At 41.6% G+C, this 13,022-nt stretch carries 7 protein-coding genes and 8 tRNA genes; 2 read left to right on the top strand and 13 right to left on the bottom strand.

All coding sequences use genetic code 11. The annotated features are described in order from the left end of the window. Window positions 1–76 precede the first annotated feature (76 nt). The 13 genes from FR932_RS17490 to FR932_RS17430 all read right to left on the bottom strand — a co-directional run bounded on the left by FR932_RS17490 (window position 77) and on the right by FR932_RS17430 (window position 8,247). Window positions 77–727, bottom strand: coding sequence for a hypothetical protein (locus FR932_RS17490; protein WP_019442723.1), 651 nt, complete (start codon window positions 725–727; stop codon window positions 77–79). A gap of 34 nt (window positions 728–761) precedes the next feature. Next, on the bottom strand, window positions 762–3,908 hold the full coding sequence (locus FR932_RS17485) for an efflux RND transporter permease subunit (protein WP_019442722.1): 3,147 nt from the start codon (window positions 3,906–3,908) through the stop codon (window positions 762–764). After that, window positions 3,908–5,413 carry an efflux RND transporter periplasmic adaptor subunit gene (locus FR932_RS17480; RefSeq protein WP_019442721.1) on the bottom strand — a complete coding sequence of 502 codons (1,506 nt, stop codon included), beginning with the start codon at window positions 5,411–5,413 and terminating at the stop codon, window positions 3,908–3,910. The genes FR932_RS17485 and FR932_RS17480 overlap by 1 nt, the downstream gene beginning before the upstream one ends. Window positions 5,414–5,421: 8 nt before the next feature. After that, on the bottom strand, window positions 5,422–6,678 hold the full coding sequence (locus FR932_RS17475) for a TolC family protein (protein ID WP_019442720.1): 1,257 nt from the start codon (window positions 6,676–6,678) through the stop codon (window positions 5,422–5,424). 39 nt (window positions 6,679–6,717) lie between these two features. After that, a complete protein-coding gene (locus tag FR932_RS17470) occupies window positions 6,718–7,110 on the bottom strand; it encodes a hypothetical protein (protein ID WP_019442719.1) in 393 nt (130 codons plus the stop codon). Between the two features lie 187 nt (window positions 7,111–7,297). Then, window positions 7,298–7,373, bottom strand: a tRNA-Lys gene (locus FR932_RS17465). 53 nt (window positions 7,374–7,426) lie between these two features. Further along, window positions 7,427–7,502: transfer RNA gene (locus FR932_RS17460), tRNA-Val, on the bottom strand. A 39-nt stretch (window positions 7,503–7,541) separates the two neighbouring features. Then, window positions 7,542–7,618 (bottom strand) — tRNA-Met (locus tag FR932_RS17455). A gap of 48 nt (window positions 7,619–7,666) precedes the next feature. Further along, window positions 7,667–7,742: transfer RNA gene (locus FR932_RS17450), tRNA-Lys, on the bottom strand. A 53-nt stretch (window positions 7,743–7,795) separates the two neighbouring features. Continuing rightward, window positions 7,796–7,871 (bottom strand) — tRNA-Val (locus tag FR932_RS17445). 39 nt (window positions 7,872–7,910) lie between these two features. Then, a tRNA-Met gene (locus FR932_RS17440) sits at window positions 7,911–7,987 on the bottom strand. Between the two features lie 49 nt (window positions 7,988–8,036). After that, a tRNA-Lys gene (locus FR932_RS17435) sits at window positions 8,037–8,112 on the bottom strand. Between the two features lie 59 nt (window positions 8,113–8,171). Then, window positions 8,172–8,247: transfer RNA gene (locus FR932_RS17430), tRNA-Val, on the bottom strand. Between the two features lie 429 nt (window positions 8,248–8,676). Between FR932_RS17430 and FR932_RS17425 the strand changes: the two genes are divergently transcribed. Both FR932_RS17425 and FR932_RS17420 read left to right on the top strand, forming a co-directional pair. Beyond that, on the top strand, window positions 8,677–11,160 hold the full coding sequence (locus FR932_RS17425) for a class I adenylate cyclase (protein ID WP_019441282.1): 2,484 nt from the start codon (window positions 8,677–8,679) through the stop codon (window positions 11,158–11,160). A 930-nt stretch (window positions 11,161–12,090) separates the two neighbouring features. Next, entirely contained in the window at window positions 12,091–12,747 is a 657-nt protein-coding gene (locus FR932_RS17420; protein WP_026032129.1) for a Qnr family pentapeptide repeat protein, read from the top strand. Window positions 12,748–13,022: the final 275 nt, after the last annotated feature.

Raw genomic sequence — 13,022 nt, 5'->3', positions numbered from 1 at the left:
AGTGTGGGGATGGAATATTACGCTGCTGCTTATTCTGCAACAGCGTCATATATTAGTTAGGTGTTATTGGTTGCAGTTAATCGCAATTGAGGCGAAAGGCTTTATGGCTTTTTTTGATGTGCTGCTTAATATCACCCAGTACTGTTTTCACTTGCCCTTTTGATGTTGCGTCTTGCAGCTGAGTAAAGAGGCTTGTTAATTTTTCAATGCCTTGTTGGTAAGCCATGTGCTGCATGTGGGTACTATGATCCATGCCGTCCATATTCGCCATCTTGCTATGGTCCATACCTTTCATGTCTTGCATATTCGCCATGTTGCTATGATCCATACCTTTCATGTTTTGCATATTCGCCATGTTGCTGTGGTCCATACCTTTCATGTCTTGCATATTCGCCATGTTGCTATGATCCATACCTTTCATGTTTTGCATATTCTTCATGTTGCTATGATCCATGCCTTTCATTGCGGGCACTTTCTGCTGTAGCTTCAAAGGGATTTCATTTTTGGCTTTGGCGCTGTTGGCCAATAATTTAGTCAATTGAGCTTGCATTGCGGCTTGGTCATCACGTTTGAATGCGCCAACATAGGCTTTTAAATCATCACTCATTGCTGACATAACACTGCCTAATTGAGTGTCTTTACAGTGGCCATCACCATCGCCGTGGGCAAATACTGGTGAACTGAGCGCGGCGCTAAGGGTGATTGCGATAGTTAATTGTTTAAACATTGTTTTTCCTTTATCGGTTATTTTAAATTTGAGTTTATTTATTTTTTGTTTCAGTATCTTGCTCATTAACCATCTGTGATTTTAAGCTGATGGATTTCCACAGATAGAAAGAGGCTGGTAATACTAATAGTGTCAGAATGATGGCTGAAGCCATACCGCCAATCATCGGCGCTGCAATACGCTGCATTACTTGAGAGCCGGTACCGTCACCATACATAATTGGGATTAAGCCTATTATTACGGTTGCTACCGTCATCATGATAGGGCGTACACGTAGTCCTGCGCCATCCATAACTGCTTGCTGTAATTTAGCTTTGGTGAAGTTACCGGCCGCTTGTGCCGCTGCTAATGATTGATTTAAATAAACCAGCATGATCACGCCGATTTCAACCGCAACACCGGCGAGGGCGATAAAGCCGACACCAACCGCAATCGAGAAGTTGTAGTTGAGTAAGTACAATAACCAGATCCCACCAATCATGGCGAGTGGCAATGTTGCAAGGATAAGCAGTACCTCACCAACCCGTCTAAAGGCGAGGTAAAGTAATAACACGATAATGGCGAGCGTGGCTGGGATCACGACTGACAAGGTGTCTTTGGCACGTTGCATATATTCGTATTGTCCAGACCAAGCAATTGAATAACCAGCAGGTAACACCAGCTGTTCGGCAACGGCTTGCTGAGCATCGAGCACATAAGAACCGAGATCTCGGCCTTCGATATCGACATAAACCCAACCATTAGGGCGAGCGTTTTCTGTTTTAATCATCGGCGCGCCGCCTTCGACATAAATATTCGCGACATCACTTAAGGCAATCCTAGCGCCTTGCGGTGTGATCAAGGGTAATAATTTCATTTGTTCAATACTGTCACGGTAAGACTGCGGGTAACGAACATTAACAGGATAACGCTCTAACCCTTCGATGGTTTGAGTTACATTAATACCGCCTACTGCCGTTGATATGACTTCTTGTACATCGGCAATATTCAATCCATAACGAGCCGCTTTTTCACGCTCAATATCAATTTTCACATAACGTCCGCCAACAACGCGCTCAGCATAGGCGGATGTAGTGCCGGGTACATGTTGTAATATCTTTTCTATTTGCTTGCCAATTTGTTCAATCTCACTCAGTTTTTCACCTGCGATCTTGATGCCAATTGGTGTCTTTATACCTGTTGCTAGCATGTCGATACGGGTTTTGATCGGCATTACCCAAGCGTTAGTTAAACCAGGGAATTGCACTAACTTATCCAGTTCTTGGCGTAAACTCTCTGAAGTGACACCTTCTCGCCACTGCGCTTTTGGTTTTAATGTGATGAAAGTTTCAATCATGGTGAGCGGCGCTGCATCCGTCGCTGTTTCGGCGCGACCCGCTTTACCCCATACCCGTTCTACTTCGGGGAGTGTTTTGATTAACTTATTGGTTTGTTGTAATAATTCTCGCGCTTTACCTATGCTGATACCCGGGTAGGTGGTGGGCATATACATGAGATCACCTTCATCCAGCGGTGGAATAAATTCACTACCGATCTTAGTGACGGGGTAAAAGCCGACAGCAACAAGGCCAATGACGATAGAAAGTAGCAGTACCGGTGCTTTTAGTGTGAATGCCAACGCTGGGCGGTATAACGCAATTAGACCGCGGTTGATGGGGTTCTTATGTTCTGGTAATACGTTACCGCGAATGAAGTAACCCATTAATATTGGCACTAAGGTCACCGCGAGTCCTGCTGATGCTGCCATTGCATAGGTCTTGGTAAAGGCGAGCGGGGCAAACATTTTCCCTTCTTGGCCTTCGAGTACGAATACAGGAACGAAACTAAAAGTAATAATAAGTAGTGAGAAGAACAGTGCTGGACCAACTTCCGCAGCTGCTTTACTGATGACTTGCCAGCGGTTTTTATCTGTTAATGGCGTCTTTTCGATATGTTTATGGACATTCTCAACCATCACAATCGCGCCATCAACCATGGCGCCAATGGCGATAGCTATCCCACCCAATGACATAATGTTGGCATTAATGCCTTGCCATGACATAACGATAAAGGCCACAAGAATACCAATCGGTAAACTGACTAACACCACTAACGAACTGCGAATGTGGAATAGGAATAATGCACAAACAACAATCACGACAAGAAACTCTTCCAATAATTTAAGGTAGAGGTTGTCGACGGCATTATCGATTAATGTTGAGCGATCATATGTCGGAACAACTTCAACACCTTGTGGTAGTGAGGCTTGTAACGTTTGAATTTTGGCTTTGACTGCAGCGATGACATCGCGGGCATTTTCACCGTAACGCATGACAATAATACCGCCAACGACTTCACCTTCGCCGTCGAGTTCAGAAACACCTCGGCGCATTTGTGGGCCAAGGACAATATCGGCGACATCGCCTAATAATAATGGCGTGCCTGCTGCGCTGATTTTTAAAGGGATATTTTTTAAGTCATCGATTGAGCTGATATAACCACTCGCACGGACCATGTATTCGGCTTCAGCCATTTCGATAACGCTAGCGCCAGCTTCTTGGTTTCCACGTTTGATCGCCTTGGTAATTAACGATAATGGGATCTGGTAACTGCGCAGTTTATCTGGGTTTACACTGATCTGATATTGCTTGACCATACCACCAACGGTTGCGACTTCAGAGACGCCTGCAACAGTTTGTAGTTCATATTTGAAGAACCAATCTTGGATGCTACGCAGTTGGCTTAAATCGTGATTACCGCTGGTATCGGTGAGCGCATAGGAGTATACCCAGCCGACACCAGTCGCGTCAGGGCCTAGCGCTGGTTTTGCTGTGCTCGGGAGATTCGGCGTTACCTGTGATAGATATTCTAATACCCTTGAGCGAGCCCAGTACATATCAGTACCATCGTCGAAGATAACGTAAACATAAGAGTCGCCGAAGAACGAGTAACCGCGTACTGTTTTTGCACCTGGCACTGATAACATGGCGGTCGTCAGTGGGTAGGTCACTTGATCTTCCACGACTTGTGGCGCTTGCCCCGGGTAAGTGGTTTTAATGATAACTTGGACATCAGAGAGATCGGGAATGGCGTCAACGGGGGTGTTTTTGATTACAAAACTACCGTAGATAAGCACGACCAAGGTCGCTAATAACACCATGATGCGATTGTGTATCGACCATTCAATTATTCTTTTGATCATTACAGCTCTCCCGCATCATCAAAATCTAACCAAGATAAATCATCGTCAGTGGTGGATTCGTTTGATTGATCATTATTGTTCATGCCATCGTGGTTCATGTTGCTGTGGTCCATTTGCATCATGTCATCGTGGTTCATTTCAGTCATGTCATGGTGATCCATTGGCATACTGTTGTCACTCATTGTCGGCGGACCTATACGGCTAAAATCGGCGGTTAAGCTTGATTCTGAATCCAGTAGAAATTGAGCGCTAGTGACGATCTCGTCGCCATCGTTAAGTCCTGCGAGTACTTCGACATAACCAGCAGACTCTCTACCTAATGTGATCTTGATTGATTGGTATTGACCATCGCCTTTGGCAAGTACAATTCGATCAAGCGTGCCAGAACGAATTATTGCCTCACGCGGAACCTGTATTGAATTTGTTTGCTGTTGGCTGTCCAATGTTAACGTGGCAAACATGTTTGGTTTTAACCGTTCATCTGAATTGGTGATTTTAATTCTTACTTTTAGCGTTCGGATCGCGGCGTTTAATTCTGGGTAAATGTAATCCACTTCTCCCTGCCAAGTTTGCCCTGGAAAGCTGTCTACTTGCATCGTCGCTTTATCACCGATGTTGACCTGACTTGCTTGAGACTCAAAAATTTCGGCTTGTAACCATATTTCTGTTAATAGCCCAGCTGTTATTATTTGCACCGCAGGTGAAATGTAAGCGCCTTCACGAATAGTTAGTTCAGTGATATAACCGGATTTTGGAGCTGATATCGTGACATTTTGGATCACTTTTTGAGTTCGGCTGATCTGCTTAACCTGTGCTTGGCTGATACCCAATGCAGACAAACGTTTTTTTGCCGAGCTGATGAGGGGGTGATTACCGATACGTAGCGTATTGAGCAATTCTTTCTGTGCTTTAATCAGTTCAGGTGAATATAAGGTGAATAGTGCTTGTCCTTTGGTGACGAACTCACCGGTATTCTTGATATAGAGTTGATCAACCCAACCAGAAACACGGCTGTTAATTTGCCAGAGTGAATCCTGATTAAATTCCAATATACCGACGGTATTTATTTGCGATGTGAAAGGGCGGCGCAGCGCCGTTTGTGTACGGACGCCTAAATTATTTTCTACACGCGCTGATATGGTCACTAAGCCTGCATCGCTTGCCGTTGTGGCATCTTGGTAAACAGGCACTAAATCCATGCCCATTGGCGATTGACCTGGTTTGTCACGGCGGTAGTTTGCATCCATGGGCGCAACCCAATACAGCGGTTCTTGGACTGTTGTTGTTTGAGCTACTGTTTGTGATTTTTTAGCATAAACGGGCACTAAATCCATCCCCATTGGTGATTGACCAGGGTTGTCTCGACGGTAGTTAGCATCCATCGGGGCCACCCAATATAAGATCTCTGGTTCTGTATTTGTTGTTGACGGTGTTTGTGTACTAAACCACGTACCTGCTACAAGACCTAATGCTAATGTAATTGAGCTAGTTAGTAATGTTTTCATATCAGCCTCTATAATGCTTGAAAGTAACGAATACGCGCTAAGGTTTTTAAATTTTGAAAGTGCAATTGTTGATATTCAAGTGTGAGAGCTTGTTCATCCATTAATGCTTTGATGACCTGTTCAAAATCATTGGTATTGGCTTGGTAGCCTTGTATTGCGGCATCACTATTAGCTTTGGCTTGCACTAGGAGAGTGTCTTGGTAACGTTGCATTCGAGCTTTGGTATTGCTGAAATTGGCCATGGCACCATTTAATATGCCATTGAATTTAATTAGCAATAAATCTTTTTCTGCTTGCTTAATACCTTTTCCTTGAGTCGCAGCAATAACGACTTGGTCTTGGCGATTGCTGGTGAATAGCGGAATATTCATCGAGACTGAACCGCTGATTAAATCACTACGGCTGGAGCCGGTTGCCATATCTAGCGCTTCACGATGACCGTAACCCACATCAACCTTAAAAGCGGGTTTATAAGATTCATTGGCGGTGGCTATATTGTTCTGAGCAACATCAATGGCTTGTTGCGCAGCTAATACTTGTGGATGCACTGCCAGTAATCGGTAATGTTTTAGACCTGCTTGTTGCACATACTCAAGGCTCTGTGGCCAGGTTGGTAGTTGCGTTGAAAATGTAGTAAATGCTTGTGGGCCAACCCAAGAGACAAGTTGACCGCGCAGTGCTTGTTCTTGTTGCGCAAACGCCGCAATTTTATCATCAAATTTGGCTAGTTCTAATTCTGCTTTAATGAGATCTTGATTTTGACGATAGCCTAACTCGAATTGACGGTAGAGGTTGGTGACGTGCTGACTAAATAATAGCTGGTTCTTGGCGAGAATACTTTGGGCTATTTTGGCAAAGCGTATATCAAACCATAATTCACGGATCTGCAGCTTTAATTCTAATTGGCGGTTTTCAGCTAATTGTATGCTTTGCTGTGCCTGTAAGGAAAAGCCTTTCGCGGTTAACGCCAGGGAATCACCGGCTGAAAATTGTTGTGACAGACCGAGACTAAACTGGGTCATTGGGTCATCAGATAGTGAAAAACTATCAACAGGCACATTATTCAAGCCGAATTTTATCATTGGGTCGGCAAGTTGTGAGCGACTGATACCTTGTGCAATTAAGCTGGCTTGTTGTGCGCTGTATAGTGTGGCGGAGGGATCGCGTTTTAGGGCAATATCCTCGGCAACAGATAGCGTCAATTGTTGAGCATGCGCATTGATCGTTAGCAATGCGAATAACCCCAAATATATGTTGGATGGCATTCTATGTCCTTAAATTAATTGATTTTTAAATTATTTAAATCAATTAATGAGAGGCGGTCGATAGAGGTTATCTTGGTATGTTCTTAGGAAGAGGGTCGGTGGGTGATTAATGATACTGTTTTGTTTATGCGTATCTATGATTAGCTTATCGTGGTTAATAAAGGAGATTAAACTAATGGCATTACAGTCATTACAGCTATCTGTTTGGCAGCCGTTATAGTGATTTTTTTCTGTGTCGCCGATTAAACTGCCGGGCTCTGCTGCCTCCATACAATGAGTCATATTCGCCATATCAGTCATTGTAGTTTGATCTGATGACATATTTTGCATATCGCAAGGCAGATCTGCAGACATAGCATACTGACTCATTGCCTGAAGCGGTAATGAGAAGGTGTTGATTAAGATTAATAAAATCAATAATACTATGCGCATGAAAGGTTCGTTATCAGCAATAAATAAAAATGAACAGACGAGACATGATAATCGTTACCTCAGGAGGAAGGTCAAGTGGGATAATCATAAATTATAGTATTAAATTTTAAGCATAGAGAATGGCACAAAAAAAAGGCATAAAAAAACCTCGATAAACGAGGTTTTTTTATTTATTATTGTAAGAAAGTGGTGGGCTGTGAAGGATTTGAACCTTCGACCAATTGATTAAAAGTCAACTGCTCTACCAACTGAGCTAACAGCCCCCATGGTCTTTCTTTTTATAGTTTTACGTCTTAAACGTAACACCACAATTAAGTGGTGGGTCCTACTGGGCTTGAACCAGTGACCCTCGCCTTGTAAGGGCGATGCTCTCCCAACTGAGCTAAGGACCCACATTATTTTTTAGCGATAGTTGTGGCTATCGTTTAAACTGGTTGCGGGAGCAGGATTTGAACCTACGACCTTCGGGTTATGAGCCCGACGAGCTACCAAACTGCTCCATCCCGCGACAATGCTGTTGTATACTGTTTTTCTAATAGAAATAACAGTAAGAAAGTGGTGGGCTGTGAAGGATTTGAACCTTCGACCAATTGATTAAAAGTCAACTGCTCTACCAACTGAGCTAACAGCCCCCATAGTCTTTCTTTTTATAGTTTTACGTATTAAACGTAACACCACAATTAAGTGGTGGGTCCTACTGGGCTTGAACCAGTGACCCTCGCCTTGTAAGGGCGATGCTCTCCCAACTGAGCTAAGGACCCACATTATTTTTTATCGATAGTTGTGGCTATCGTTTAAACTGGTTGCGGGAGCAGGATTTGAACCTACGACCTTCGGGTTATGAGCCCGACGAGCTACCAAACTGCTCCATCCCGCGACAATTTATTGTTTACTGTTTTTCTAAATAAGAAATAACAGTAAGAAGTTGGTGGGCTGTGAAGGATTTGAACCTTCGACCAATTGATTAAAAGTCAACTGCTCTACCAACTGAGCTAACAGCCCCAAATTCTTTTTAAAATCCCGTTAATTATCTTATAAAAGATATAACCAGATTTAATATATGGTGGGTCCTACTGGGCTTGAACCAGTGACCCTCGCCTTGTAAGGGCGATGCTCTCCCAACTGAGCTAAGGACCCCATACTTTCGATTAATATTGGTAACGTTGTTTTGAATCAGCGCCCCTAATCGAGGAGGCAGATATTATCCACTTCCAAATGTTTATGCAACCCCTAAATCAATTATTTTATTTAAATTGTTTGTTGGCGATCTTTTTTACTTCTTTTTGTTTATTAATTGTGCGCAAGTGCTTTGTTGAAGCCGAATTACTAATAGTAGATAACATTGTTGTGGACTGCCACAATAATGACAAACCAATCACCTACGTCATTTTTAGCGGATTTAATCCTATCCCATATTAATAATGTGACTATTTTGGTGCTATAAGTTTACCATTATCTAGAAAACTGTTAGCATCATCACACTTCTATGCCTGTCTTATATGGCTCAATTTTGTTGTAAATAATCAATAAGATTAAGCATGGTTTTCTCTCATTTAAGGTTTTATTTTGCAGAATAAAATTGTTGAACTGAAACAGAAAGCTAAGTTGTTCAACCAACTTAGACTTGATCGCGCCTTATCCTTAATGGATGATAATGGGCGTGAAGTGACAGCTATTTTACCTCTTTTACTGCATTGTAATCACCCAAACCTACCTGTTTATCTAGCAGGGAAAGTCCCTTATGGTATTTGCCTATTTACACCTGACGAACAACAGCAAGATTATTTAACGGCATTAAATGTTGAGTTAGATGATAAATGCGCAACGTGTTCGCCTATCTATAGCTTATATGCCATGGGCAGTACCGGGTCTATTGGCCAGAATTGGCGTAGTGATCTCGATATTTGGGTATGCCACGATCCGGCAATGAGTGAAGAACAAGCGCAGTTATTAGAGCAGAAATGCACGCTGATCACCGCGTGGGCAGAAACTTATCATGTCGAAGTTAACTTTTTTCTGATTGCAGAAGATAAGTTCCGAAAAGTAAATAATGCGGTGATGACAAAAGAAAGTTGTGGCAGCGCCCAACACTTTCTTTTGTTAGATGAATTTTATCGCAGTGCTTTACGAGTCGCCGGTAAGCCTAGCCTTTGGCATATTTTACCTGTTGAATTTGATAATAATTATGATGACTATGTCGATGAATTGGTTGCTGATGGCATCATTGATCGTGAAGAGTGGGTTGATTTGGGTGGTTTTCCACGTATTCCAGCTGAAGAGTATTTTGGTTCTGCATTGTGGCAACTTTATAAAGGTATCGACTCCCCTTATAAGGCGGTATTGAAAACGTTATTAATGGAAGCGTACTCTGCAGAGTACCCAAATAACCGCTTATTATCGCAAATAATGAAAGAAAATTTCCAATTGGCATCTTCACAGCAATTGGAGCTGTCGCACGACACCTATTATCAGATTTTAGTAAAAGTAACCGCTTACCTTGAAAAAATAGGTGATAACGCGCGTGTTGATTTATTACGTCGTTGCTTTTACTTGAAGATGTTCAGTGGAAACTGCGCTGCGGAAAAATTAGCGCGTCCAGAATGGCATCACACTTCTGTTGCTGACGTTATCAGTGAATGGGGTTGGCATCCAGATCGCATTGCGCATCTTGATAATCGTGATAATTGGAAGATTGAGCAAGTTCAAGAGGCGCACCCCGAATTACTCGATGCAATGATGAAGGGTTATCGTAATCTTATTGGTTTTGCTCGTCGTAATAATATCAGTGAATCGATTAATCCTGCTGATATCGGTATTTTGTCGCGCAAGTTATACGCTGCGTTTGAGTCTTTGCCGGGGAAAGTGACTTATATTAATCCGCAGATATCACCTGATTTATCCGAACAACAACTTAGTTTTGTACAAGTTCCCGATGGCCGTTTCAATAACTCAGGGTGGTACTTATATAATTCATCGCTTGAACCAATGCAGATAGTTGGTCGTAAACCATTGGAACACAACGGTTATTTAAGTAAGTTGGTGGCCTGGAGCTATTTCAACGGTTTGATGGCTGATAAAACTGACGTTGATATTTTTAATCAAGACTCTGATATGAATAGCGATGTCTTGAATTCATTCTGCAAAGATCTTAAGAATAAGTTTCCGATACAAGCAAAACCGGCATCGAATCAAGCGTTAAGCCGACCTTGTGAAATCCGTGATTTATCTATATTTTTAAATCTAGAGTATGACCCGACTAACCATTGGGGCGGTCGTATTATTGAATTTGATACCAATACTAGTGATGTTTTCTCGTTTGGTGATTGCAAGGCCTGCTTAGTCGGTAGTATTGATCTTATTTATCGTAATTCTTGGAATGAAGTGCGAACGCTGCATTTTTCTGGTGAAGAGCGTATTGTTGACGCATTGACGACTATCATGGGTAAAATGCATCAGGATGCGACTGAACCTGATTCGATTAAAGTGTTCTGTTATAGCTTACATTTTCGTGGTTTGATTCGTCATAGTTTTGAGCGTTTAGTGCGTGATTGTATTAGTACACGATTACAACGTGATAAAGATCAGGTTGTTAAAATGTTGGCGATTAGTGATGAGCGTTTCGGTATTTATTTTGAACGCCGTGGTGTCTCTATTCGTAAACTTGAAACATCGCTTGATTTATATAACCATATTTCTGAGCGTAAGCTAGAACAAATGCCATTGCGTATTGATAAAACGACAACAGCAGAAGGGACGCCTTTGGCTGTTGAGTCACATTCATCAGAAGGGCTGGTCCAGTTCTTTTTTGAGAATTATAAAAATGGTTTTAACGTCTATATTGTTGATGAAGCTAACCGTGTCGAAACCTACCAGCATCTAAGCGGTAATAAAGATGAGCTCATTAAAGGTGTTCATCGTTTTTATACCAATTCTCAAGAAGAATCTCGTAACGAAGGCACATTTGCTAATTTCAACTTACCGCAATTTTACGATATCGTTTATTCTGAAAGCCAAGAATTAGAAGTTATTCCTTACGTATCGACGAAATAGTCCCCTCATTTATATCCATGATTCCACCTCTTAGGTGTTTTTATTGAAAACGCCAAGTTTTATTTTTAAATTCGATTTATAGCTGTAAGACATTGACTATTAAAAGCGTAAGATTTTACTATTCTATGGTTGTGGGTTTATTCGTTTTTACTCATGTGATACACCTTGTTGTGTTTGTTATCTTATTGATAATATGTAATTAAATTTATAGTGTGATCTGTATCTTGTATTTTTTATGCAAAAAAATCGATTTATGCATTGCAGCAAAATGGGATTTCTCTATAGTAGGTATCCGTAAGGACGCAGACGTAGTTGGTAAGGATTACTAACTAGATATGGATTATCGAATAGGATTTACCACAGGATGTGGTCGCAAGGAAAAGTCTTCAGGATGAAGATGCGATGGACACTCAACGGATTTGAGTTTAAGGACACCTCCAGGATGGAGATGAAATAAATCGGATTGATTTATTGTACCAGGATGGTAATAAAAAAAACCCGATGGATTGGGAGTTAAACCTAAAGGAAATTAGGTAAGTCAATTTGCAGGGAGCAAAATTAGTTCAAGGATTGGGCTACGTGACTACTTAAGGACGGCATTTATGCCGTCCTTTTCTTTTATCTGCTGTTTTATTTCCCTTCAATTATTTACTCACGCGAACATGCTGCTTTATCATACGACTTTGACGTGTAATTGCTCACTTATTAACATGGGTCATAGTGATGCTACAGGTTGTGCCTGTTAATCGTTTCTGAATATTCGACTGTCATGTCGTTAGATCTGTTTTCTCTTCGTTAAGCTCCTATTATCCAGCTTAAAACAGCCATTATAACCCTGTGTTTTTATTTCAATTTTGTGGTGGAATAGTGCTAGGTATGGGGGGGATATTGGTAGTAACCTGATGCTAATTCGAGCAAGGGGACAAGATGATGAAGACGACCGATAACACTTTTACTGAAACTGATTTTACAGATCAAGATTTAGAATCGCTGATTTTTACACGCTGTACTTTTTACCGTTGTGACTTCAAGCATGCACAGTTAATTGATGCAGAATTTATCGATTGTAAATTTATCGAGCAAGGTGATATCAGCGGTTGCCGTTTTGATTATGCTGACTTGAAAGGTGCTAGTTTTAAAAATTGCGATTTAAGTATGAGCCTGTTTGTTGGTGCGGAGTGCTTTGGCATTGAATTTCGTGGTTGTAATTTGAAAGGTGTAGACTTTAATCGCGCTAGTTTTGCTAATTATATTACGCAAAAAACGTTCTTCTGTTCCGCTTATATTAGTCAATGTAATTTGAGTTATGCCAATCTTGCCGAGCAACGTCTCGAAAAATGTGAGTTGTATGAAAACCGCTGGAGTGGTTGTAATTTAGTGGGAGCATCATTACAGGGCTCAGATCTGAGCCGTGGTGAATTCTCTCCTGAGAGCTGGTCGCAGTGTAATCTTCAGCATTGTAATTTAAGTCACGTCGATTTAACCGGTCTCGACCCAAGACAGGTTAATTTGTACGGTGTGACGATTTGCAGTTGGCAGCAGGAACAACTATTAGCGCCGTTTGGATTGATTATTGGTGGTGATTAATAAGGCTGAGTGATCGTGATCACAGATTAATGGCTGCTATTTCATACTCAATGGCGGTGGTATTGAGCGGCTGTTTTTAGCATGTAAGAGATCGACTATTCGAATCCGTAGATAAAGTACTTATATTCAGGTGTGATCCTAGGGGTGAGGTGCTTTTATTTCTTCGGATCTAATGCTTAAAGCCTACTCTCACGGTATTTATAGCGATTTATACTGAAAGATTAGTGTTATGGCACTAATTAAATTTGTTTTTTATCGCTATTTATTGTTTCTCG

It is taken from the genome of Moritella marina ATCC 15381, assembly GCF_008931805.1.
Classification (GTDB): domain Bacteria; phylum Pseudomonadota; class Gammaproteobacteria; order Enterobacterales; family Moritellaceae; genus Moritella; species Moritella marina.
This window is presented reverse-complemented; position numbering and strand designations above follow the sequence as displayed.